At 43.8% G+C, this 25,939-nt stretch carries 13 protein-coding genes; 6 read left to right on the top strand and 7 right to left on the bottom strand.

Translation table 11 applies throughout. The features are described 5' to 3' along the window. The first annotated feature begins 107 nt into the window (after positions 1–107). The gene (locus AB4484_RS12485; protein ID WP_372078466.1) at positions 108–1,301 is read left to right on the top strand and encodes a class I SAM-dependent methyltransferase; all 1,194 of its coding nucleotides are present in this window, start codon (positions 108–110) and stop codon (positions 1,299–1,301) included. Between the two features lie 70 nt (positions 1,302–1,371). On the opposite strand, the gene AB4484_RS12480 is transcribed toward AB4484_RS12485, so the two are convergent. Further along, positions 1,372–15,117, bottom strand: coding sequence for a tandem-95 repeat protein (locus AB4484_RS12480; RefSeq protein ID WP_372078464.1), 13,746 nt, complete (start codon positions 15,115–15,117; stop codon positions 1,372–1,374). 402 nt (positions 15,118–15,519) lie between these two features. On the opposite strand from AB4484_RS12480, the gene AB4484_RS12475 reads away from it, so the two are divergent. From AB4484_RS12475 to AB4484_RS12460, 4 genes are all read left to right on the top strand, one after another. Then, positions 15,520–16,827: a TolC family outer membrane protein gene (locus AB4484_RS12475; protein WP_333912757.1), complete on the top strand. Its 1,308-nt coding sequence runs from the start codon at positions 15,520–15,522 to the stop codon at positions 16,825–16,827. Then, positions 16,827–17,444: an OmpA family protein gene (locus AB4484_RS12470; RefSeq protein ID WP_059020346.1), complete on the top strand. Its 618-nt coding sequence runs from the start codon at positions 16,827–16,829 to the stop codon at positions 17,442–17,444. Before AB4484_RS12475 ends, AB4484_RS12470 begins: the two co-directional genes overlap by 1 nt. Positions 17,445–17,579: 135 nt before the next feature. Further along, the gene (locus AB4484_RS12465) at positions 17,580–17,930 is read left to right on the top strand and encodes a DUF2750 domain-containing protein (RefSeq protein WP_017062305.1); all 351 of its coding nucleotides are present in this window, start codon (positions 17,580–17,582) and stop codon (positions 17,928–17,930) included. 162 nt (positions 17,931–18,092) lie between these two features. After that, complete coding sequence (locus tag AB4484_RS12460; protein WP_372078462.1) at positions 18,093–20,120, top strand: diguanylate cyclase; 2,028 nt, start codon at positions 18,093–18,095, stop codon at positions 20,118–20,120. Here the strand turns inward: AB4484_RS12460 and queC are convergent. Together queC and queE are read right to left on the bottom strand one after the other, a co-directional pair. Further along, entirely contained in the window at positions 20,080–20,775 is a 696-nt protein-coding gene (queC, locus tag AB4484_RS12455; protein ID WP_017063822.1) for a 7-cyano-7-deazaguanine synthase QueC, read from the bottom strand. The two genes, AB4484_RS12460 and queC, sit on opposite strands and share 41 nt — an antisense overlap. A gap of 58 nt (positions 20,776–20,833) precedes the next feature. Beyond that, complete coding sequence (gene queE, locus AB4484_RS12450; RefSeq protein ID WP_338107884.1) at positions 20,834–21,502, bottom strand: 7-carboxy-7-deazaguanine synthase QueE; 669 nt, start codon at positions 21,500–21,502, stop codon at positions 20,834–20,836. Between the two features lie 184 nt (positions 21,503–21,686). On the opposite strand from queE, the gene AB4484_RS12445 reads away from it, so the two are divergent. Then, positions 21,687–22,496 carry a Cof-type HAD-IIB family hydrolase gene (locus tag AB4484_RS12445; RefSeq protein ID WP_372078460.1) on the top strand — a complete coding sequence of 270 codons (810 nt, stop codon included), beginning with the start codon at positions 21,687–21,689 and terminating at the stop codon, positions 22,494–22,496. 100 nt (positions 22,497–22,596) lie between these two features. Here AB4484_RS12445 and AB4484_RS12440 read toward each other — a convergent pair whose 3' ends face one another. The 4 genes from AB4484_RS12440 to AB4484_RS12425 all read right to left on the bottom strand — a co-directional run bounded on the left by AB4484_RS12440 (position 22,597) and on the right by AB4484_RS12425 (position 25,876). Then, positions 22,597–24,009, bottom strand: a complete 1,413-nt coding sequence (locus AB4484_RS12440; RefSeq protein WP_372078458.1) for an NUDIX domain-containing protein — start codon at positions 24,007–24,009, stop codon at positions 22,597–22,599. A gap of 85 nt (positions 24,010–24,094) precedes the next feature. Next, positions 24,095–24,574 (bottom strand): GNAT family N-acetyltransferase, encoded by a 480-nt coding sequence (locus AB4484_RS12435; protein WP_009846623.1) that lies wholly within the window; start codon positions 24,572–24,574, stop codon positions 24,095–24,097. A 215-nt stretch (positions 24,575–24,789) separates the two neighbouring features. Then, positions 24,790–25,191, bottom strand: a complete 402-nt coding sequence (locus AB4484_RS12430) for a glycine zipper domain-containing protein (protein WP_059020357.1) — start codon at positions 25,189–25,191, stop codon at positions 24,790–24,792. Positions 25,192–25,429: 238 nt separating this feature from the next. Further along, positions 25,430–25,876 (bottom strand): hypothetical protein, encoded by a 447-nt coding sequence (locus AB4484_RS12425; protein WP_048616354.1) that lies wholly within the window; start codon positions 25,874–25,876, stop codon positions 25,430–25,432. Between the last annotated feature and the right edge of the window lie 63 nt (positions 25,877–25,939).

Genomic DNA, 25,939 nt, shown 5'->3' with positions numbered 1-25,939 from the left:
GTTGATTAATCATTACTAGGGCTGCTTCTGCAGCCCTTTCTTATTTGCTTTTCACCTGTACTTCCCCGACAATACCCCTCCTTCAAATTCAACAAACAGAGTAAATTATGACTCCTTCAATTCATCTAGCTAAAGGCCGAGATAAATCACTACGCCGCAAACACCCTTGGGTATTTTCACGCGGTATCGATAAGGTCGAAGGCGAACCAAAACAAGGTGAAACTGTAGACGTATATGCTCAAAATGGTCAGTGGCTTGCAAAAGCGGCTTACTCACCAGAATCTCAAATTCGAGATCGTGTTTGGACATTTGAAAAAGAAGAGATCAACAAGGCGTTCTTCGTAAAACGAATTCAAGACGCACAGTCTTTACGAGAAGACATTATCGAACGTGATGGTCTAACGGGCTACCGCCTAACGGCCGCAGAGTCTGATGGCTTGCCAGGTATCACAATCGACAAATACCAAGACTTCCTTGTTTGCCAACTGCTAAGTGCTGGCGCTGAGTTTAACAAAAGTGTATTAGTTGAAGCGTTAATTGAATGCTTCCCTGATTGCAACATCTACGAGCGTTCAGATGTAGGGGTTCGTAAAAAAGAAGGCCTAGAACAAGTTGTCGGCGTTCTTCACGGTGAAGAGCCACCTAAGTCAATTGTGATTGAAGAAAACGGCGTTAAGATCAGCGTTAACATTATGGAAGGCCACAAAACGGGCTTTTACATGGACCAACGTGATAGCCGCAAAGAATCTATGAAGTACGTTAAAGGCAGAGATGTCCTTAACTGCTTCTCATACACAGGTGGTTTTGGCCTTTACGCGCTTAAAGGCGACGCGAAGCGTGTTATCAACGCTGACGTATCTCAACTTGCTCTTGATACGGCGAAGTTGAACGCTGAACTGAATGAGTTTGATATCTCGAAAAAGCGCGCGGTATTCCTAAACGCTGACGTTTTCAAACTGCTTCGTGAATATCGAGACCAAGGCACTAAGTTTGACGTAGTGATCATGGACCCACCAAAGTTTGTTTCAAGCAAGAATAACCTAACTTCAGGTGCTAACGGCTACAAAGACGTTAACATGCTTGCGATGCAAATCCTGAAACCAGGTGGCACTCTACTCACCTACTCTTGCTCTGGCTTAATGGGTACTGATTTGTTCCAAAAAATCATTGCTGATGCAGCATTAGATGCAGGCCGCACTGTTAAGTTCGTAGAACGCTTCGAGCAAGCAGCCGACCACCTAACAGATACTGCCTACCCAGAAGGTTTTTACCTGAAAGGTTTTGCTTGCAAGGTTCTTTAAGCCTAAAGTTTTAGACTATATTTTATATAACAAAACAGACACATTAAAAAAGGGCCTTTCGGCCCTTTTTTTAGTCTGGTAAGTTGACGAATAACTGATTCACCAAATTACTCAGGTCACTACTTATTACACGACCATCACCTTGAGCGTTCACTGAATCAAACTGGTTCCCCGTGTTATCAAGAATGATAGTTTGTGTTTGACCGCTATTAGTTGCGTCTTCAGAGATAGTGATAACCAAATCTTTATCACCACCGCCGTTATCGACCTTCTCAATAGTGATATGTTCAAGAAGATCAGACATTGAGTTTTCCATTGGCAATAATTGAGAGATATCAAGATGGTCTTCACCTAGATCAAAGTCTGTAATTGTATCAACATCGTCTTGGAACGGTTGGTCAACCCATTGGAACAGGTCGGCACCATCATCTCCAACAAGGATATCGTTACCATGACCACCAATTATCGTGTCATTGCCAGAGCCGCCACGGACAGCGTCGTTACCAGTGCCACCATGTAGAACGTCATTGCCGGTTCCACCGAAGATAATGTCTTGACCTTCTTCACCATAGATCCTGTCGTTACCTCCACCACCATTTGCTACATCAAGGCCTGGAGGTGTGTCCTCAAAACCCTTCATTCCATTGTTTTCGTCACCATAGGTGAACTCTGAAACTTCTAACTTAGAAAACTGTTCTATTCTAGAATCGAAGTCATTTGGTAGCACATTAAGGTCTTGAGTTGGCGAAATACTATCTCCCATAAAGATAGTATCTGACCCCGAACCAAGGTTGACAAAATCAGCCCCAATCCCTACATCAATTTGTGCTCCACCGACGTCGTCATACTCTGATTGATGATAAGTAATTAGTGAATTTATTACTGCAGCTGAGCTTGGCCAGTTTAATGTATTGCCACCTTGGACTGTAACACTATCAATACCGCTCGTTGGGGAGTGGATTGTATTTTTAGCCTCAATGGTAACGGTACCAGGTTCTAAACTTAGCTGATTATCAGAATCTTTTGCAGAGTACGTAAACTCATCTTGTAGATCAGTAACGCCGACGACATCAACGTCAACTTCAGCAACGTTGAAACCCGCTCCTTTGCCTTTGTTCGAAGTATTAACGCCAACTAAACGAATCTCATCAAATACGGTATTGTCAGAGTTAATGACCGAGTAACCGTCATGTTTACTCGAAGTGACAATCTGAATCGGTTCAATTACATCTACCTGCTTACCATCCCGGAAAAGGTAAGCGACAATTTGAGCATGTCCATTATTGAACAAGCCATCAAGACTAGCAAAAGACACTTTAGCTGAAGAAATGTCCCCTTCGTTTGAGGCGATAGAAACATACTCACCAATCTGAGTTTCTTTACCAGTGCCGCTGTCATGAGTAGTACTAACAAATAGACCTTTCTGGTTATTGTTGTGATCGTACTTAATCGTTGCTCCGTCACCCGCAAATTGACCATTTTCAAATGTGCCGCCGGAGAGGGTTACACCATCAAGCTCTAGCTTATCTACACCATCATCTTTATTTTCGAGATTAAGACCATGCTCTTCAGCAAAGTTGCCAACCGTAAAGTCGCTGTTGAACGTCGTAGTGCTGGTACCGTCAGCAACATAGACAACTTTACCACTATCAAGAACTTCACTTCCAACCTCAAGCGGGCCTTCAACAATCTTTCCGTCATCATCAATTAGATAAAGCTTGCCATACTCTGGCAACTCTTCAATTCGTACTGACGTATTCTTATTGTCTCTATCATCTTCTTTATCAATCGCGTTAGGCGCAAAGTTAACATTCGCAACATTTGTATCCGAAGAAATAGTAAAGTCATTAGCAATTGGACGTTCATTAGTGTCGACAGGGCGTTCAAGGACTGTAATATTAATTGTTGCTTCAGACGCATTAGCCAGTTTACCACCAAGATCACCGTGCTCTCCGTGAACATCATCATCCTTGTTGGTGTCCGCCTCTGTCGCAGTTGCGATGACCTTAATGTCAAAGGTACTAGAGTCTAATACCTTGATCTGAAGTTCTGCTAGATCCCAACCAGTTACATCAATTTTATCGTTTTTATTCACTTCAGTGACAATATGCATATTCGCATCCTGCCCTGTACCGTCAATCAACACTGAACCAACAGGAAGACCATCCAACTCTACAGTTAAGGTCTCAGAACCATCTGTCGCATCTACCAGCGAAGCGCTAATCTCACTGAGCTTGATAAATGAATCTTCGTATCCATAGTTGTCGACCGCAGTAAATTGAATATTATCAATTATTGCGCCTGTAGAGTCGGCTTCGTCTGCTTCAAGAACAAGGCGATATTTACCTGAAAGCTCAACGGGCAACGTGAACGTTCCCTCTTGCCAACCACTACCTTGTCGCTCAGCAATAAAGTCATAAAGTGTTACCTTACTGCTCTCAATTGGATTGCCAGCATCATCTAGCTTAAAGAGCGATACCTCCATGTCGGAGTCCGAAGGATCAACATCGTCTCTCGCGGCAATATCGAATTTAAAATTGTAGAAGCGGCCAGCGACAAGATCCATGTCGGTATAGAGGACTTTGTCGTCAACTTCACCTTCAATTTCCATAACTTGGTTCATTGACGAGCCTGACAGGTATGTGCCTTCAGTACCCACTTCAACATGTTGACCGGGATTAGAAGTACTCCACTCGCCAATGGTCGATACACCCTCGACGTTATTTATTTCAATATCACTATCCCAAGAGCCTGATGTTATCTGTACATCTTCAAAATCAATCGCAGCAACTTTCTCAAAGTCGCCGATGATTAGTGTAGGCCTGTCCGCATCAGGATGAACATCAACGTAAATACTGCCAGATTCTACAGTCTCTTCATCAGAATCTTTAGCTGTTACTGATATATCAAAGTTAACATCACTATGCTCTGGTGCTTTCACTTTAACCGAATCAATATCATCGATATCAACCACGACAGTGCCACTGTTATCAACTGCAGATTCAACACCACCGACTAATACAGTTGCACCTTGTGGAATACCTGACAGCTCTATCGTGCTTACCGATGTTGCTGCGTCAACAACACTAATGTTTAGGTCAATAAACTGGTCTTCTAAACCTGCCACATTAATGAGGGATAATTCATCAGTGCCAGTCACAGAGATTGATGTTGTAGCCGTTTCAGACTGATTAACGCCGTCAGACACAGTGACTTCAACTAAGCGCGTTTCTTCATCAGGCGTGTCGCTACTGTTTACAAATCGAATAGATTTCAGGAACGTTTCAAACTCATCGGCAGAAACACTGCCTGATGGATGGGTAATTATTAGTGCGATTGCAGTGCCAATCACTGTTTTAGATACACTGAATCCACTATTTTCAGCCCAGGTTAAGTTATCGCCATCTTTAGCATTGGTTAGAGTAACGCTCATCGATTTGATTGTATCTTTATCGTCAAAGATATCTGCGTCTATATCGGCGATAGCCGCTTCTCCTTCCTCAACGTATGCTGAGTTAAAGTCAATACCATCTGTATCAATCTTACTGACCTTAACAACAAAATCGTTGAAGTCATTATCATCGTTGCCTTGGCCTTTTTGGTCATCAAAGCTCAATACTAGATTTCCGTCACTATCAAGCGTGGTTGAGATCTGATGGTCTTCGTCAGTCGATGTATAAACAGGAATACCAGCTTTAACAACACCATCGACAACTAATTGACCTTGGTCATTCACTTTAAGGTCATAGCGTTTATCGCTATCAATCTTATTGAAGCCATTTGGAATTAAGAAAAACTCAAGGTTATCGATCGAAGACAACGGTGAATCTAACAAGGTACTCGGTGATAGACTTGGATCATTGCTATTAGAAACCAAAACGTGAAGCTGCTTCTCGCCTGATTCGTCGTTGATATAGTAACCAAAGACATTGCTGTAGCCAGCACCTTCACTTACAAACTCAATGTCGTATAGAGCACCATTTAGATCCACCATTGGCGCTTCGTTGTCGACAATTGTAGCAACACCAGTAACTGCGTCTTGCTGGTGAGGAGCATTGCCAGAAATAGAGAACTTCTCATTATTATCTGCATGCGTATCTTGGTTAGTTACGACTTCAACTGTAAACGATTCATGCCCGTCAGGAACACTAACTACAAACTTGCCATTGATAACTTCAACGGTTTGAATCTGCTTATCAACACCTTGACCAAAAGTAACTACTACGCTAGATCCATTAAAGTCGCCCTCAATTGGTTGTCCATCTACACTCACGGCAGAGCCGTCATTTAGAGACATTTCAATTGTGGTTGTGGATTCGCTGCGATTTGAAAGCTCAACAACAAACGTTCCTGACTGGCCTTCTTCAATTTCAATGTCAGTGATGCTGTCAACAACAGGACGATCATCATTGCCAACTTGTGGTCCATCTGGGCCGTCTGGATCGGTACCATCATCCATAATAGTGGTTTCATCTGAAGCAGAACCATTCGACACATAACCGGACTCGTCAGTAACAACTAGGTTAAAGTCTTCACCACCTTCAAATACCGAGTCATCTTTTGTCGCTACTTCAACAAAGATCTCAGTTTCACCATTAGGGAAAGTAACGGTAGGTTTGCCATCCTTAATTACTACATCAAGTTCAACACGTTTAGGCTCCCCAGATTGTTCTGGCTCCAAGTAGTACGCAGTGTATAGTTCACCAATATCTTTGAAATCAGCCGTTTCCGCTGAAGTAGCCTCTCTATCAAGAGTAATTGCTAGCGATACGTCGATATTCTCTGAGGACGGATTATTTAAACTTACTGCGAAGACTGCATTCGAGCCTTCAGCTACATCGGCAAAACTCTCAACCATTAGCTCAATTGTATCAACGTTTTCGATGATGCCAGTAGCAGATACACCATCGACTATTAAGCTGTAGTTTTCGTCGAGCTCATGAACACCATCAATAAGAGTAGGGATAAGAACTGCAAAATCTTTAACGCCAATTGGGACAATCAGTTTGCCGCTTTGCTGATCATAGGTGACGCCATTAGTAAAACGAACCTGACTCAGGTCGAGATCTTTTTCGTCACCCGAATCATTCGCAGCATCCGTGTTCTTACCAAAAGTAACGTCCAACGCAGATTCAACAAGTGCACTTGAATCCAAAGTGACTTTAAAGCCAAGTTCATCACCTTCAACTACTGAGTCTGCTAGCAGGTCTACAGACGCAACACTAGAAGGAGTCGGTAGAGGGTTGACGATAACATTAACTTCAGCACTCGCGATTTGGCCATTATCATCAGTAACCTGATATTTAAACGTTGTTTCACCGACAAAATCATCGCCAGTTAAATCAAAGTATACGATGCCGTCTTTAATATACGCATTACCTTCCGTTTCACCGTATACATAGGTAATACGTAGATTGTCGCCATCTGAGTCTATATCGTTATTTAGAAGCTCAGAACCGATAATGCCAGCAAGCTTCGATGTTGGAATCTCAAGAATGCCGCCTTGATTCACTGCATATGTGCCTTCACTAGAGGCTTTAAAACCAGTTAGGAAGTAATCTGACGCATCATTATCATGCGTTGCTTGGTTGGAATACTCAGTTGCTTCAAATACCACAGTATCAAACGCGATTGGAGTACCATCAGGACCAAGCGGTGTTATTTCGTAAGTACCTCTATTGTTACCGTCTTCAGCAATAAACGTATCACCTGCAACCGCTACGCCATTGAGGTACGCTACCCAACTGCCTTGTTCATGGTTATCAGTGAAATCACCGTCATTACCTTCGTTTTTAAACAAGTTAGATACTGAAAATGTAAACTGAGTCGCAGGGCTATCTAAGTTGATTTCAAACTTCTCTGATTGCTGCTCTGCACGATCATATTCAATCTGTGCGCCCAATCCACCTACTTTGCCGGCAACACCAATCTTAATGCCGCTGTGTGCAAAGTCTTTATCTTGGCCATTGAAGCTAGCATTTAGCTCAGCGCCTTCGGCTGACCATGGAGAGTCGTTGTCTTCACTGAACTCACCCAGTTTAACTTCGAAGCCTTGCGGATCGTTATTCGCATTCAGGTCACCAGACTTATCGATAGTAACTGTCTTAACTTCACTTTCGTTACCATCACTGTCTACTGCTTTATATTCGAATGAATCTGACGCCTTAGCCTCAAGAGAAGTCAGCTCCCAGTTACCTGGCCCTTGTGTGCTTGCTTCCACCGAAACAATCTCAGCACCTTCAGGAGCGACAATCGTGACATTCTGATTATTGTGGGTGTCATCATAAAGGAAGATTTTTTCTTCTGTGACACCATTACCATAATCAAAGGTGACTGTAATCTCAGCTCTTGATTGAACACTATCATCAGCATTTGGGGCAAACCAGCCACCCAAACCACTTAGACCAACCGTTACTGAGTCCGCTGGACGAGAAGAGAAATCAATGTTGATTGCCTCGTCTTGGTGAATACCGCGATTAGTCGATGCAATACCGAAGCCCATATGGCCTTGCTGGCTGTTGTTTTGTACTAAAGGCTTAGCGTCAACGTTATTTCGACCTTCCGAGGTAATGGTGACGACATCACCATTATCAAACTTCAGTTCGCGAGTATACGCATCTACTTCATCACCCCAGTTATGGAACTCTTCAGTGCTATGAGGGCCTTTATCTAATGTGGATGTATCATCAACACCTAAGAAGAAGCCTGTTGATTCTTGGTCATCTTCATAAACGATGTTGTTAGGAACTGCATACGTCTGCCCAACTACCACTTCAACCTTGTTATTACCATCGACATAGTAAAGAGTTCCTGAATCAGGCAGCTCTGTGATGATCACGCCGAGATTTGTACCTGCGTCATTATCGTTATCATCTTCATCATCAGAAATATGGTCTGTACCATCACCTTCGATAGTCCCAATTCCGGTATCGAAAATAACTTGCGAAGAGCCATCTGCATTGAGAGAAATAGCGAAGTCTTCAGCTTTTGGCGGGTTATCATGGCTATCGTCAATAGCTACATTTTTATCAGCGCTAGACGTGTCTAGCTTCTCAAATACATCGGTACCATCTTGAGTTACGGATACAACACTAACGTTAAACTCTTGTCCGACTTCGTATTCGTTGTCTTGTTCAGTTTGAATCTCAAAGGTCGCTGTATTTGTATTTGCGTCTACGTTTACAGTTATAACTTCAACAATATCTTCATTGCTCGCGTTTGTGTAAGAGTACTGAAGAGTAACCACACTATCTTCAGGCACTTGTTCACTTAGCGTAATCGTAAATGGACTTGTCTTATCACCCTCAATAACTGAATCGGGACCAGTCAGGCCAACTGTAACGGTATCTTTGTCGTTTGTGTCTATCTCATCGACAATCTTAGCTGTATCTGAGTCCTGTTTGTCATTTTCAACAAACTCGCTAGTTGAGCTAGCTTTTAGGGTTACAGCCTCTTCACCCTCAAGCAATTTATCATCAAGAACCTTGACGAATACTTCTAAGCTACCCGAGCCGCTAGCAATAATTAGATCGGCAAGCTCCTGCTCTGAAAGCGCTTTATAATCTTGTCCATCTTTAACGTAGATCTTGTCTTCGTAATCGACACCTTTAGTTGCAGAATCCCCTGCCGCCCCTAGTGTAAGAGCAAGACCAACGTTCTCAGAGACAAGCTCATCTAGGTTGATTTCAAAAGATAGGAACGCTTCTTCTGCTTCTGTAACTGGTTGGCCTGCCTTAACAGTTAGCTCAGCGACAGGTAATACATCAACATTCACTACAACCGTATCTGTACCACCGTTACCGTCCGACACGGTAACAACAAATGAATCATCTCCATCAAACTCGTTGTTCGGAGTGTACTTCCACTCGCCCGTTTCAGGGTCGATCTCAACACTACCGTTTGTAGGTTGGCTCACCGTGTAAGTAAGGTCAGTGTCGTCAATATCGGTTGCAGTAACCTTACCAGATACAGAGTTATCCTCTTTAGTCGATACACTTATTTGATCAGTATCGCCAATCGGCACTCCATCTTTGACAAATATTGGAGCATCATTTTCTGGAGTGACATTAATCGTAACCACGGCGGTATCAGTACCACCTTTACCGTCAGAAACTGTGTAAGTAAACGTAGCGATACCATTGAATTCATCCGATGGGGTGTAACGAACGGTTTGAGAGCCATCTTGTAGCTCAATTAGCTCAACCTGACCGTATGTTGGATCAATCACTAAACTATCTAAAATAATTAACGTATCACCATCAACGTCAGAATCATTCGAAAGTAACTCGCTACTAGGGATATCGAGAGTTACATCTTCTTGTGTCTGAAGGTTTTTAATCACTTCTTGAAATTTGATATTGTCTAAATAAGTCCCACTCTTGTCGCCTTCAGTGCCAACTTCTCTAAATGAAAGGGTATTTGAACCATCTCCACTACCACCTAATAATTCCAATAACTGGGTTTGCATTATGTTACTTTCAGGGGTGATCGTAGCAACAACTTCGCCGTTCCAAATGACCTCAAGCTCAGCACTCGGCAATCGTTCGTACATTGCCGTATCAAAAGACAGTTGGTATAAGGTACCGCTTTCTACACCTTGAATTTGTTGGGTAAGGGTTACATTGTCACCGTTACCTTCCATATCAATCATACGATCGCCGTCTGTTTCATTAACAGCATAGCCTTCTTGAACTGAATCTAAAGCACCAGTTCTTGCATCGTAGGACCAACCATCTAGTTGGTCGATTCGAGAACCCCAACCGGCATTTGATACTGATTCATAGTCTTCAAAGCTACCATTGACGATGAGGTTATCACCTAATGCTCTTGAATCATCGTTCGCGATAGGGTCATCATTTACTGGTGTGACATTAACGGTCACTGTCGTAGTGCTTTTTTCACCATGAGTATCAACAATGGTGTATTCGAAAGTCGCTTCACCATTGAAGTCTTGGTTAGGTTCAAACACGACATTGCCATCTATCAGCTGAACAGAACCGTTTGTAGCATCGGTTGCGTTGACAGAAAAAATGGTTATGTCATCCCCATCAATATCGAAATCATTGGCTAGCAGCTCACTACCACTAATAGTAAGAGCCTGATCTTCTTCCGTTATGAGTTTGGGTGCATCTATTCCGGTAACTGTAATGTTATCGATGAACGCACCAAGCGAATCAGATTTACCCGCACCAGCAAAAGCGATTAAAGTAGCACCACTACTAACATCAAACTCAGCATTTACTTGATACCAACCTTTGTTATCCGGACCATCTAGTGTTACAGAAATGCCTTCTGGAGCAGTCACTGTTCCATCCGCATGCAGCGTAATAGTTGTATTCCCAACAGTAAAAGTCATATTAGACGACGAGTTGCCGTCTTGGCGAGGGTTATAATCGAACTCTACCCTCAAAGAGTCTTGATCCGACGTATCAATTGATGTCGTCATCACCGTGTTTTTATGTGGGTCTAGCTCTGCGTAAAAATCACCGTCGGTAGCATCAACAATTAAGCCGTCTCGCTCAATCTCTATACCATTAGTAAAGTTCCATACCTCTGATGGGTCTTTAGAAACAACCGTCCAACCCGCTGGGTTTGCCATATTTTCAAATGACTCGGTAAGCAATATGGTTTCTTGAACGTTTTTGTAAGAATCGCTGATGGCTACAGGCGCATCGTTGACTGGCGTCACTGTCAGATCCAACGTCGATGTTTCTAATGGCGTGCCGTCCACTTCCAGACCGTCAGTCATGGTGTACGTCACCGTTGGGAACGCGCCGTCGTAATTCCCCTCTGGAGTAAAGGTGTAAGTCCCATCGCTGTCGATGCGGATGGTGCCTTTGCCGTCAACCGTGATGCTTTCACCCGCGTTCGCAGTCTGACCGGCCACGCTGAACGTCGTCACCGTCACCTCGCCATCTGGGCTTGAGGTGCCCGTGAGTACATTGCCTGTGTTGTCAACGCTATCTTCTGTAACGCTGACGCTTTCATTCGCATCAACGAACGTGTCGTTGACTGGCGTCACCGTCAGATCCAACGTCGATGTTTCTAATGGCGTGCCGTCCACTTCCAGACCGTCGGTCATGGTGTAAGTCACCGTTGGGAAGGCGCCGTCGTAATTCCCCTCTGGAGTAAAGGTGTAAGTCCCATCGCTGTCGATGCGGATGGTGCCTTTACCGTCAACCGTGATGCTTTCACCCGCGTTCGCAGTCTGACCGGCCACGCTGAACGTCATCACCTTCACCTCGCCATCTGGGCTTGAGGTGCCCGTGAGTACATTGCCTGTGTTGTCAACGCTGTCTTCTGTAACGCTGACGCTTTCATCCGCATCAACGAACGTGTCGTTGACTGGCGTTACCGTCAAATCCAACGTCGATGTTTCTAATGGCGTGCCATCCACTTCCAGACCGTCGGTCATGGTGTACGTCACCGTTGGGAACTCGCCGTTGTAATTCCCCTCTGGCGTGAAGGTGTAAGTCCCATCGCTGTCAATACGGATGGTGCCTTTGCCATCAACCGTGATGTTTTCACCTGCGTTCACAGTCTGACCAGCCACGCTGAACGTCGTCACCGTCACCTCTCCATCTGGGCTTGAGGTGCCCGTGAGTACATTGCCTGTGTTGTCAATGCTGTCTTCTGTAACACTGATGCTTTCATCAGCATCAACGAACGTGTCGTTGACTGGCGTCACCGTCAAGTTGAAAGTGCTGTCTACCGGTGTGCTACCATCTTCGTTGCCGTCTTCAACATTCACATCGAACGACGCCGACTTGGTTTCGCTGCCGTCATGTTTGAACGTCACTTCACCCGCCGCCAACTGCGCCACAGTGAAATGGTTCGACGGAACACCGCCGACTAAAATTGTGCCGTTGCTCGCGTTGCCGACAGTGAAGTTCACACCTGTGACAGTATCATCAACGTCCGTGTAGCCCAGATCCTCAGCCGTAATGGTATAGCTGCCTTCTTCATCCACTTCACCCAACAGATCGCCTGTCAGCACTGGTGCATCGTTCACAGGAGTGATATTAAGCGTAACTTCTGCTTCATCTTCCCCACCGTTCCCATCGGTCACTTTATATTTAAAAGTTGCCTCACCGTTATAGTCGGTATCCGGTGTGAATGTAATTGTATTGTCTGTGTAGTCGACAAACAGTTCACCATTAGCCGCGGAGGTAATTGAACCGACAACAATTGAGAGCTCATCACCATCAATGTCAGTATCATTCGCCAACAACTCATCAAAAGAAATCGTGATAGACGTGTCTTCAGCAGTAACAAGTTTAGATTGATTAATACCTGTCACTGTAATGTTATCTAACAACGCACCATAGCTATCTGAAGCTCCAGCACCTGCAAATGTAAGGTCCGTAACGTCCCCTTGGACTTCGAACTCAGCCGTGATCTTATACCAACCATTTGCGTCAGGTTGCCCTATTTGGACATTAAGTCCGTCGACACCCGATAGAGTTCCATCGGCGTGAACAGTAACTAACGTGTCACCGACTTTAAACGTCATGTCAGAAGATGAATTACCGTCTCGTCGAGGGTTGTAATCAAATTCAACACGCACGCTATCTTGGTCTGACGTATTAATACTTGTTGTGATCGCGGTATTTTGATGAGCATCAAGCTCAGCGAGGTAATCACCGTCTGTCGCTTCAGCTATGAGACCGTCACGCTGAATCTCTAAACCATTTGTTGCTTCCCAATCATCTAGTTCGTCGCCAGTTACTACAGTCCAACGACCTGTGTTTGTCATGTTTTCAAAGGACTCAGAGAAGAGCAGCGTCTCACTATGAGTTTCATATGTGTCATCAATCGCTACTGGACCGTCGTTACGGCCATTCACTGTAATGGTCGCCGTTTGTGGTGTGACGCCGCCTAAGCCATCCACGACGTTGTAATTGAGAACAATCTGTTCGCTCTCACCCTCGGCCAGATAGTTAAAGGCACTGGGGTCAATCACAAGCGTGTAACCATCCGCAGCCAACGACAATCCTGTTGGCAAGGTGTCTAGGTCAGCAATCGACAAGGTCGCATCCGCGTCCACGTCGTCTGCGCCTTTAAGCAGGTTCAAGGTTTGCTCTGGTGCATCTTCATGGGTGGTCTTCGTCAGTGCATCACCCACGGTTGGCGCATCGTTGCTGCCTTTTACTTCAACCATGATTTCATGCTTCGTCTGACCATCCGCAGATTTAACCACTAAAGTTTCTGTGTACGTGTCACCTTGGTCTAACTTATTAGCTTTAGAATCATTCAGCGTGTAACTCCAATCGCCAGTTGATTCATCAAAGGTAAATATGCCGTACTTACCTTGCAATTTTCCGCTATCTACCTCGTTAAAGCTCTCTTGACCTTGATCGGCATCTACAACGCTCAGCTGACCTTCTGCATAACTATTACCAATCTCATCACCTTGAGCATCAATACCCAACTCAACAATGTCAGCATTCTGCGGATCACTCACAGTGATGACCGCTTTGTCATTAGTACCGGTGACAGTAATAGTCGCGGTCGATGTGATCGGCTCGCCACTTTCATCGCTCATCGTGTACGTCACCACGACTTGCTCTGTTACACCGGCTGGCAGGTGATCAAAATCTTCGCCAGTCGCTTCAAACACAAGTTTGTTATCGACGATGGTCACCAGACCTTTATCTGAGCTCACACTGTCTAAGGTAAAGGTCGCACCATCATCTAAATCGGTGTCGTTAGCCAGTACATCAACGGTTACGGTGCTGTTCTCTTCCACTGCACCAGTGTCGGCGTTTGCGATTGGAAGGTCATTAGTGCCTGTGACTGTGATAGTTAGCGTTGTTGTATCAGTTGCACCTTGGTCATCAGTTACTGTGACTGGTACTTCAATCTTCAGTTCTTCACCTTCGGATAGATAACCATAAGAAGACGCATCGAATTCATAACTACCGTCTTCGTTTAAAGTTAGACCTTCAACTAAGGTGTCCGTAGTAAACACTAGTGGTTCACCTACAGGTTGATCTACATCCGTAGCATTGATGCTACCGCTAATAACCTGGTCTTCTAATAAGGAACGGTCCTCAGGCTCTGCTACTGGCGCATCATTCACTGGCGTAACATCAATTGTGACAGTTAGCGTGTCTGTCAGACCAGTTTCGTCTGTCACGATAACTTGGAAGCTATCTTGGCCGTTATAGTTTGCATCTGGAGTGTATTGCCAAGATCCATCTTCATTTAGGGTGAGGCTACCGTTAGAAGGGCCTGATTCAACTAAGAAGGTAAGAAGGTCATTATTTGCATCGGTCGCAGTTAACTGTCCGTTTAACAAAGTATCTTCTGGAACAGATGCACTTACTGCATCTTCAAGCGCGCTAAAAGAAAGGTCTACAAAAATTGGCTCTTGTTGTGCGAATCGGAATTGCTCTAGCAGGCTTAAGCTTTGAGTACGAGACATGCCCAGCGCTTCAAATCCCGTTGTTATAAATTCGGTTCCTGGGGTCGTTTCTTCACCGTCTCGTTCTACAGTCCCACTAGTTGCTAAGCTAGAACCATTTTGACCAGCAGCGGTAGCGAACTCATCTCCTAACTCTGTAGGGTCTTGGCCTTCTTCTAATGCGGCAAAGATATTTGCGATATCTTGGTCTAGTTCAACTTCACCATCTTCAGGTGAAAAACGCTTAACTGTTACCTGAGGTTCATTAGGTGTATTTTGAGATTCAAGAGTTACATCTCCAGCCTGAAGAGGCTCTCCGTCTTCAAGTACTCTAACCGTGCCATCCACTGAAATAACAATGCGCTGACCCAATGCAAGTGCACCAGTCAAATTCAATGCTGTAATGTCCATATCAACCCCTAAAACCAATTTTCGCTTGCCACGTCAATTTTGTGACATTTTATTTATATAATTCTTTAAAATATAACATTTAACGTCACATCATTCCTAGTTATGAATCTAGTATTTAACAAACCGAGTGCCAAGGTAATGACGCTGATCACATCACACAATAATGAAAGTGCTCACACTATCAATATAAGTTATTGTGTTTGCGAAAAATAATACAGCTAAAAACGTAAAATTGACGCTCTTAAAATCATCATAAAGCGCACAGTAAGCTGTTAACAACCTTACAACCATTTACGGTAGCTTCTCGAGCGAACGTTATATTTTTGGCGGTTCATCTAAATTTCGTATCTAGCACATTAAAAAGCGTAGGTTTAGATGCAGTCCAATTTGGAGAGATGGAAATTGAATTACATTCAAACGACAACATTAGGGTTAGCTATAGCGCTAAGTTTGCCGACAACAGCACAAACCTTAGAGCAAGCCGTTGCGTTTACTTTAGAAAGTAACCCTGAAATCAAAAGTGCTTATAACGAATATATCAGTAAGCGTTATCTTAACGACGCTTCTGGTGGTGCTTATCGACCAAGTATAGACTTAGATGGTGGGATTGGTTATGAACATACTGATCTTGTAACCAACCAAGACACAACCGATCTGACGAGAAAAGAAGCAACGATCACCTTGACCCAGTTGATATGGGATGGTGCTAATACATCCAATGATATCGACCGTACTGCCGCTGATGCAGAGTCTGTGCGCTATCAGCTACTATCTAACGCGCAAGACATCGCTTTAGAAGTCACAAAGGTTTATCTTGATGCAGTGAAAGCCTATGAAGTGCTTTCTCTTTCGGAAAGTAACTTAGCGACGCACAAAGAGATATATAGCGATATTCGTAAGCGCGTGGAATCAGGTATTGGTTCAACCGCAGATATGTCACAAGTTGAAGCTCGTATTGCGAAAGCGCACGGGAACTTGCTAGCTGCTCAAAACAACCTGTTTGATACACATACACAGTTTAAAAGAATTGTTGGTCAATCTCCGTTAGGGTTAACCTTCCCTCGCGCAGATGTGGGCGCGATTCCTTATACCGTTGATGGTGCGTTGGCAAAAGCGTTTAACCAGCACCCAGTCATTAAGATTGCACAAGCCGATGTTGACTCAGCGAAGTTCCAATACAAGCAATCCAAAAGCACTAACTACCCGACTGTTTCTTTTGAAGCCGCTCAAACTTGGCGTGATGACGCTGGTGGTACAGAAGGCAGCAGCGATGAGTTTTCTGCCATGGTTCGTTTAAGATACAACCTTTACAATGGTGGTTCGGATCAAGACCGTGCAGAAAGTGCAGCCTACCAACTCAACAAAGCCAAAGACCTTCGCGAAAGCACTTATCGCAATGTTGAGGAGAGCCTGCGTCTTTCATGGAGCGCACTTGATTTAACGGTTCAGCAAAAAGAGTTTCTATCTGACCACGTAGACTCGGCATCAGACACGGTTATCTCATATGAGAAACAATACCGCATCGGTAAACGTACCCTTCTCGACTTGCTTAACACCGAGAATGAATTATTCGAAGCTCGTAAAGGCTATTTGGATGCTAAGTATGACGAGCAATACGCAAAATATCGCGTAATGAACGCAACTGGTAACCTACTCATCGGTTTACGAGTTGAGATCCCAGAAGAATGGAATGAAAAGGTGGAATATTAATGAAGCTTACCAACACAGTATTATCGCTTTGCTTCATGGTTGTATCTGCCAATGCTTTAGCTGAAAACAGCGAAGATGAATTCGAATATCGCGCTCTTCCGCCGGTCACTCAAATTTACGATCTTCAAGATGATGACAATGACGGTGTAATCAACGCGCGAGATTTATGTCCCGATACACAAATTGGTGCCGAGATCGATAATGACGGTTGTGGCTCATATTTCGAGTCATCGGAAAAGAAAGAGCTGCATATACTCTTCGCTAATAATTCCACGGAAATAAACCCTGTCTTCCTAGGGCAGATACGCCAAATGGCTGCGTTTTTGAAACGCTACGAGAGTACCAGCATTGAATTGCAAGGTTATGCCAGTAAAGTAGGTAACGCGGCACACAACCTAAAGCTTTCGAAGGAACGTGCGTCGCATGTAAGACGTGCGCTAATCAGCAACGGTATTCAGCCATCTAGAGTCAACATCGTCGGTCATGGTGATTCTGAATTCAGCAGCGATGACACTCAAATCAATCACGCACTGCATCGAAAAGTTGTTGCTTCCGTTGTTGGATTTAAGGGTAATATCAAAGAAGAATGGCACATCTTCACCAAAATTAAAAAGTAGGCGTACCCTGCTTATACCGTACTGAAACGTTATCTTAAGTTAACGTTTCAGTATGGTGATAATTCCTTGAATAGCATATACCTAAGCCGTCTATAATGTTAATCTTGCCACGTTATCAACATAGAGAATTAATCCATGAGCAAACTAACAGCTGATACTCAAGCAAATCTAGAACTTTTCGTTTCTGAAACACAAGAAACTAAACTGGTATGGGGCCTTCGCAACGAAGAAGGTTGGCTAGCATGTGACTCAAGTGAATTCGAAAACAGCGAAGTGATGCCATTCTGGTCTTCAAAAGAAGATGCTCAAACTCACAACGTTGAAGAGTGGGCTGACTTCGAAGTATTAGAAATTCCACTAGATATCTTTGTAGAAGATTGGTTACTGACTCTTGCTGAAGACGGCGTTCTTGTTGGTACTAACTGGAATGCAACATTAGAAGGCAAAGAACTTGAGCCTTCTGACCTAGCGAAATTATACATCTAATTTCCGATATCGGTCGCGCGAATCGTGTGACCGATATACCCCTGATTAGTATCAATAAATTAGAGACCTACCTCGCATAACCTCGTAGCCGCACCATTCAAAATTTGAAGCAACATCAAACTAATAATAGAATATCGTTCTTTATCTGATTGATCGTCTCTTGTGAATCACTTCGTTTTTGTTACCTTTCTACTATTCACTAGCTTTTGTTCTTATAGCCAAGTATCAACATCAGATCGTGACCACAATTCACCGGTCTATACCTCCAATTTAAGCTCGACTCCAAATGCTGATTGGAACTCGCTTTACCTCTCTACTTTAAACCACTCTCCTGAGCGCGCATTAAACATGCTGCAAACACGCTACATCGGGTCAACGGTTTACGGAGATAAGCTTTACCTTGCGTCTCTTCTGTATCAATACATGAGCCACCGAGATCAGCCGTTTTACGGAATCGCTTCAAACGACAGCGACTACCAAGCGATAGAAACAGCGTTTATTTCTGCTCTGATGAAAGACGGTAAAAGCCAATATGAACAAGCACAACAAGGTTTTCTAACACTTTTAGCGAAAATGCAATCTCGTGGTGATTTAACTGGAAAAGCCTTACTAAAATACCAGCTATGCCGATCGCTTAACGAGCAAGCTAAATACCATCAAGCGAACTATTACTGCTCTGCGCTTCAGTCAGATTTACATGACATCGCTGACCCTGTATTACCAAAATTCGGGACTTATCGAGTCATCGCGAACAATCACCATTTCCGCAGTGACTATCAAGCAGCACTAGATACCTACCTATCACTAATAAATGTGTTTCCACAAGGACATGATATTTCAGGGGTTTACAACGATGTGGGTAACTTGCTCAAAGAATTAAAGCAATATGAAAAATCGGCGGAGTATCTAGAGCAAGCTCTCATTCTCAGAGCAAACGCTTCAGATTTAATGAAAGCACAAGTGCATCACAGCCTTGCGGATCTCTACCTTAACCAAGACCAAAGTGACCTAGCAATTCACCACTTTCAGACAGCAATAACACTGCTGAGCGCAACGTCGCATAGCTACGGTATCGCACTAACAAATCTTGGCTTAGGAAAAGCGTACACTCAAACAAAAAGCTATGATGTGGCGAGAGCCTACCTAATCGAGTCTCTTTCAGCTTCGAGCGAACTGAGCAATGATGTCATTCGCATCAATGCTTACTTGGCGATCAGCGATATGTTCGAAGAACAGAAACTGCCAACTGAAGCGCTCAACTATGCTCAACAAGCGCTAGAATTAGCAGAACAGGTCACAAGGCACAAATACATCGCGCAGTCACTTCTGCAGCTTTCTGATATTCATCAATCACTCGGCGATTACCAACAAGCTTTCTATTTCTACCAGCGATACTCGTCAATACAAATGGAAGCTAGAGACATCGATAATCGACTCGCACTCGAAGCGCTCGGCCTAACGCACGCCAAATATGAACAAGAACTAGAAAGCTCTTTCCTGACACATCAGGCGAAACTCGACCGCGTTCAAATTGAAAAAATGGAACATCAAAGATGGATGTACAACATCGTTGTTATTCTGTTGCTTTGCGCTGCAAGCTTCACGGTATTGATAAACAAAACGGTTCGCGCAAAAGCAGCAATTGATGGCTTAACGAAAGCATATAGCCGAACTGAGATAATTCGAAGAATCAAAAGAGTGAAACGCTGTAAAGGGATGGACAAACAGCATGTGATCGTGCTGCTCGATCTCGATAAGTTTAAGAAGATTAATGATGAGCATGGGCACCCTACTGGTGATCGAGCACTGGTCCATATTAGTGATCAAATTAGAAAACACTTAGTGAATGGTGAATTGTTTGGTCGCTTAGGCGGCGAAGAATTTGTCCTCATGTTAACCGATACTAAACCAGCAGAGGTACGAGAACGCGTTGAAGAGTTGCACTACGCCATTTCAAGCACTGTTTTCTTATCAGAAAGCAAAAAGTCACTTAATGTGACCGCGAGTTTTGCTTATCTAGCAACCTCAAACGCATTAAGTGACTTTGATGACTTGTATTCAGAGCTTGACCAAGCGCTCTATCAAGCCAAAAGCAACGGTCGAAACTGTATTATTGATGCATATAACGAACCGATTGATTTACCTGAGATTATTTATTCTCAGCCTGTTTGCGAACCAACTCAGCCATAATGCTTTCGCGATCACCGAGGTAATCGTTAAGGCCAACTTTACGTAGTTCACATGCCGGACAATCGCCACAGCCATCACCAACAATGCCGTTGTAACAAGTCAGTGTTTTGTTTCTAACAAGTTCAAGTGCTGAGTACTGGTCTGCTAGCGCCCATGTCTCAGCCTTGTTTAACCACATTAGCGGTGTTTTGATATCAAGCTGCTTATCCATACCTTGTACAAGTGCAGAGTTCATCGCCTTCACAAAGTCATTACGGCAATCAGGGTAACCAGAAAAGTCTGTTTCACACACACCTGTAATCACGGTTTCAGCACCGATTTGGTAAGCGTAAATACCCGCTAGAGTCAGAAATAGAATATTACGACCAGGAACGAATGAATTCGGCAGCCCATTCTCTTGCAGCTCATGAGACACAGGAATATCGTCACGAGTCAAAGAGCTGATAGCCAGTTCATTCAACAGAGTCACATCCATCACTTTGTGCGCTTTCACACCAAGCTCTTTCGACAATGACTCTGCAACTTCAATCTCGAGTCTATGGCGCTGACCATAATCAAACGTAATCGCATGAACTTCATCATACTCTTTTAATGCTTGAACAAGACACGTTGTTGAGTCTTGACCACCACTGAATACTACCACTGCTTTTTTCATCTTAAATCCTTACGAGAACCTTCTACTAGCGACTTATCTTGCCCAGTAAAAATACAACCTATGCGATGCTCAAATATTTGTGAGTTTGTATTGATAAGCGCCAATTGCGCTCAATGCAGGTATCAATACAAAGCTGAGTAGCGCGGTCTTTTTGGCTGATTGGTTGCAGAGCGATAACAGTGTCGTTAGGAACTGCTGCTCGCTCCAATAAACCGTCAAGTTGTTCGATGTCTTTGCTTGTACCTACTGGATGCTTAATTTCGTTAGCACGTTGCAAGGCGCTATCTAAGATTTCCAGTTTCGCTTTCATCGCCACTTTCGGTGACACCGTAACCCACGTGTCCGGTGTGGCTTTAACTTCTGATGTTCCGCTAGTCTCAATCTGACAGCGACAACCGTGCTGCTCAAATGCTTCAGTAAGAGGAACAAGATCATAAATGCATGGCTCACCACCAGTAATCACAATGTGCTTAGCAGTGTAACCTTGCTTGATATATTCATTCACGATTCCTTGAGCATCGATTGCTGACCAAGTAGGTGAATCTTCTGTCTTAACCATAATATCGCCAAGGCTGGTTTCATCTTCTGGCAACGCTTCCCAGGTCTGCTTGGTATCACACCAAGAACAGCCCACTGGGCAAATTTGCAGACGAACAAAAACAGCGGGAACGCCAGTAAACACGCCCTCACCCTGAATGGTTTCAAACATTTCATTAATCTTGTACAACTTTCCCTCAGCTCAATCATTTGATGAAATTAATCAACCGCAGACCTTAAAGCACTTCCCCCTTTTGGTCAAACAAATGAGTACTGATAAATGAGTTGATCAAAGCCCTAGCCTGAACTTTCAAGTTCCCTTATCCTTTCGCCCATAGATTTCGTTAGCTTTTAATTTTTTAGTAAGGAACAACATGTACAAACTGATTGCTCTTGATATGGATGGCACATTACTCAACAGTGAAAAAGTGATATCTCAAGAGAACAAAGACGCGATCGCCAAAGCACGCGCTGCAGGCGTGAAAGTGGTTCTCGCTTCTGGTCGCCCTTTAGAAGGCATGCAAAGCAAATTAGATGAGCTATCAATTAACGGTGAAGATGACTTTGTACTCTTCTACAACGGTTCTATGGTTCAGAACGTATCGACAAAAGAGATCATTCACAGTGAGATCAGCAACGGTAAAGCCGCAAAAGAGATTGCTGCCCTCGCTGAACAGCTTGGTGGTTATGTACATGCTTTCAGCAAGATCCACGGCTTAATCACACCTGAGAACAATGAGTACACTGGTATTGAAGCGCGTATTAATGGCTTAGATATAACCGAGTTCGACTTTTCTCAACTAGAAGATGACCACGAAATCATCAAGACCATGATTGTCGCTGAACCAAGCAAGCTGACTGAAATCATCGGCAAGTTGCCACAAGAGCTTAAGACTCAGTTTACTATCGTACAAAGTGCACCATTCTTCTTAGAGTTCCTAAACCCGAAATCAAACAAGGGTGTCGGTATTGAAGCGATAGCGAAACACTTAGGCATTAAAGCCGAAGAAGTCATCTGCATGGGTGATGCTGAAAACGATCACCATATGCTTGAATACGCAGGCCTTGGCATTGCAATGGAAAACGCAATGGAAGAAACCAAGAAACTGGCGGATCACATCACAGCGAGCAACGACGACCATGGTGTCGCAGTCGCGATTGAGAAGTTTATTTTCAACTCATAAACGCTCAGCAGGTTCTAATGAGAATTACTTTTTGCTTGTTGCAGAAATGGCAAAGGCTGTGCACTGCACAGCCTTTTTGATTTTGTGTTAGTCGAGTCGATTACTCTCTTTTCCATGGCAGACGAAATGCCACCACACCAAACAGAATCAATATTGGGAAACGTAACGTTTCAATAATAAATGAAGCAATACCACTGAAAGAGATAAAGCTTCCAGCCCAGCTAATCAGCAGATTTCCCGCTAACAACATCGCCATCACTCCAAGAACGATCTTGAATGAGAACTGACCAACCAAAGGTTTCGAGTCTGTTAACGTCACCAGGCATGCAATCGTCATCAAAATCGCCACCCAGAATGAGAATGTTGGCAGTGGCCATATAACCGTGAGAACAATCGACAGTAAGCACAATGCCCACCAAACACCTTTAGAACTCAATAAAGCACTAATATCAACATCCGGTTTCGCGTCTAATCTCACGATATGCCACGTCGTTAACGCGCCTAATACACCGCCCATTAATACATCACTAAAGAACGCACTGCCTGAATAAGACTTAAATAGCATGATCCACAGCAGGCCAGCGAGCACTATCAGAATAGCTTTTTGCTCCAAGAGGCGCTTTAGTTTCCAAAAGACTAACAAGGTTAAACTAACCCACAAGGCAGCCAGTAGACTTGGGAAGCTATACCCACTGCTCATCACCAGTTTCAATGTTGGCAAGTAAGCGTGTGGACGTGGAAAACCAAAACCTTGATGTGCGATCAAAGTAAGCAAAGTAACCGAGATCAAAGTGAAGCCAAACTTCAACGCGAAGTTACGGCCAAAGTACCAAGCAATTAGCGGCAATATCAAAATGAAAACCCACGGCTTCGCCAACAAGTCAGTCAAAAGCACAGTATTCGCAAACACGCTTGGCATCTTATCGAACGCGTTTTGAAGTGACACAATCCAATTTAATTCAACTTGATGGACTTTGGGTGCTGCGCCCACCAGCTCGGTCACATACGTTACCGGTTGATCTGTCGCAGATAAAAACAGCTCGTTAATCTCAGACCACTGTTCTGGATAGCGGTATTGGTGATCTTGCAACTCAGTAGGAGGAAGTAACATCGCTCGGCTGACTTCCACGCCGTAATGAGGCGCAAACCAAATCGGCAGCTCAAAGCCGCCTAACTCATTTCGAGCCTTGTAACTGATCACTTCAGAGTCAGAAATACAATCAAACACGACGGCACTGTCGGTATAACCCAGTACATCACCAACCGTTACCGACAAACCCGCCTCTTCCCACGTTTCACGTTGCGCAGCGACGGCTGGCGGCTCACCTGAAACAACAGTGCCTCCCGGTAGAGACAATTGACCTGTGATCAACTCATCAACCAACACGATTTGGTTATCTGCACGTACTACACACAAGGCGCCCGCGATATGATCGGGCAAAGTGTTGTTTGCCCAAGCGGAAGTAGTACTCAAAAGAGACAGTATGAAAACTAATAAATATCTAATAACCAACGAGTTTACCTAAAAAATAATAGAAGAAATTTAAGACTGCTGTTGCAGTTGAACTATTGTAATCAAAGCCGCACAAAATCGCTGTCTACGTTTTGTGCAAAGCCTTCCTCATCCATTGAATGTGAGGTGTGAACCCCATTTTTTGATAGAAGTCCTTGGCAGGTGAGTTAAAGTCCCAAACTTCTACAAAGACTTGTTCAACCCCATAATCATCAAAAGTACTTTCAACTTTGTTAAACAACTTTTCTGCAATCGATTCTTTTCGATAATCAGGCAAGACAAACAGTTCATCGACACTTCCCATCGGCACTGGTTTACTCACCGTTGAGATAAGCTCACAAAAATGCCCAGAGATAAAGCCAACAATGAGCTCACCTTTTAATGCCACATAAACCAAACATTCAGGGTCATCCAAGTATCGTGCAATGCTTTTTTCCTGCTCAATCTCTTCTGCCGTTTTAAAGTGCTCTGGGCTAGCAAGGTGGTGGTGATGGTGGAGATCGAACATTAACTCGTTAAGTTGTTCCAAATCCGCGTGCTTTGCGGCCCTTAAGGTGACATTCATGACTATTGCGCTTCTCAAACCAAATTAATATCTAAACTGAGTCTAGTTTACTTGGCGTGAGTATCTATACAAGTTATTGAATTAATTCATTGTTTGAAGTGTGTATTTTAGATACAAAAACGGCCACATTACGTGGCCATTCTGTTTGAATGATTTTGAATTAAACGAATATCGAAGCTATGGTTTTTGCTCTGGCTTTTGCTGTAGCTTCAGCTTTATGCACCGTTATCTTCTTTCTCTTCTTTGAGATCAGCAAGTTGTTGTTCTAGTTCAATTAGCTTAATTTCCGCCTCTACTTCAGCAACTCGCTTTTCTGCATCGGTGCGATTGTCTTTCGCTAGACCATCAGCAGTAACTTGGGTTCGTTGTGCGTTTCTTGCATCGTCCGTATCTTTCATTGAACCCGCAACGCCACCGGTCACGCCACCTAATGCAGCGCCCTTCACGGCTAAACTCGCATCTCCAGTTAGAGCGCCTGCTGTTGCTCCTAGTAAAGCACCACCTACAGCACCACGATTACGTGCTGCATTCTCATTTTCGTTATCCATTGCTGGTGATGCGCAACCAGAAAGAGTCACAATCAGTGTCGCTAAAAGAAAAGGTTTAGTGAATTTCATAGGAGTCTCGCTTAGTTCTTCGTTTGGAGTAGAGCCATCTTAAGCAGAACCGTTAATGAGATAAATAAAGCCACGTTTAGACGATACATCATGTTCAGCTATGTATTATTCAGCCATCACATAACTGATTAATGATATATAGCTTTGAGCTCGCTTTATCCTCACCAACAAAAAAGGCGACCAATAAGGTCGCCTCAATCGAGCTTTCTCAATAATTCTTGTCTTTCACATATCTCTCTTAGCCTTTAGACCAAAAGTTTTGCATGTTTGCTGCGCTAGGTGGTGGTCTAACACCGCAATCTCGATAATGATTTTTATCGCCTATCCCCAGTATCTTGCCATTTTCGTCATCAATCATCGCGGCAACTTTAACACCGTCTCCCACATGACGAGTCAACACGACAATTTCACCGGCTCTTTCAGACCTTACCGCGCCTAAGATTTGATATTCGTAGCGGCCTTTCCTTGAATTAACGATCATCTTCGAGTTGATCGGGTCGGCTTCATATCCCACACCAATATCAAAAACCGCTTGATAGAGATCGACGCCAGTCTTGGACACACATTTAAATACCTTGGGATGACTCAAAGGTTCTAACAACGCTCTACTCGCTTCATCCTTTGAAATACTGGCACTAGCAGCACCACTGACCAATAAAGCAATCAACAAAAAGTAAGCTCGCATAAAAAGACCTCAATATGTGGGATTCATAATGAGGTCATAGTAAACGCAATGGATAAGCGGATG

The sequence above is a fragment of the Vibrio sp. 10N.261.46.A3 genome (genome assembly GCF_041472995.1).
In the GTDB taxonomy this organism is placed as follows: domain Bacteria; phylum Pseudomonadota; class Gammaproteobacteria; order Enterobacterales; family Vibrionaceae; genus Vibrio; species Vibrio coralliirubri.
The sequence above is the reverse complement of the archived record's forward strand: the minus strand, read 5'-3'. Positions and strand labels throughout refer to the sequence as shown.

Coding starts and splice junctions, on each gene's coding strand:
- AB4484_RS12485 (WP_372078466.1), top strand. CDS start 108: ATGACTCCTTCAATTCATCTAGCTAAAGGCCGAGATAAATCACTACGC.
- AB4484_RS12480 (WP_372078464.1), bottom strand. CDS start 15,117: ATGGACATTACAGCATTGAATTTGACTGGTGCACTTGCATTGGGTCAG.
- AB4484_RS12470 (WP_059020346.1), top strand. CDS start 16,827: ATGAAGCTTACCAACACAGTATTATCGCTTTGCTTCATGGTTGTATCT.
- AB4484_RS12465 (WP_017062305.1), top strand. CDS start 17,580: ATGAGCAAACTAACAGCTGATACTCAAGCAAATCTAGAACTTTTCGTT.
- queC (WP_017063822.1), bottom strand. CDS start 20,775: ATGAAAAAAGCAGTGGTAGTATTCAGTGGTGGTCAAGACTCAACAACG.
- AB4484_RS12445 (WP_372078460.1), top strand. CDS start 21,687: ATGTACAAACTGATTGCTCTTGATATGGATGGCACATTACTCAACAGT.
- AB4484_RS12435 (WP_009846623.1), bottom strand. CDS start 24,574: ATGAATGTCACCTTAAGGGCCGCAAAGCACGCGGATTTGGAACAACTT.
- AB4484_RS12430 (WP_059020357.1), bottom strand. CDS start 25,191: ATGAAATTCACTAAACCTTTTCTTTTAGCGACACTGATTGTGACTCTT.
- AB4484_RS12425 (WP_048616354.1), bottom strand. CDS start 25,876: ATGCGAGCTTACTTTTTGTTGATTGCTTTATTGGTCAGTGGTGCTGCT.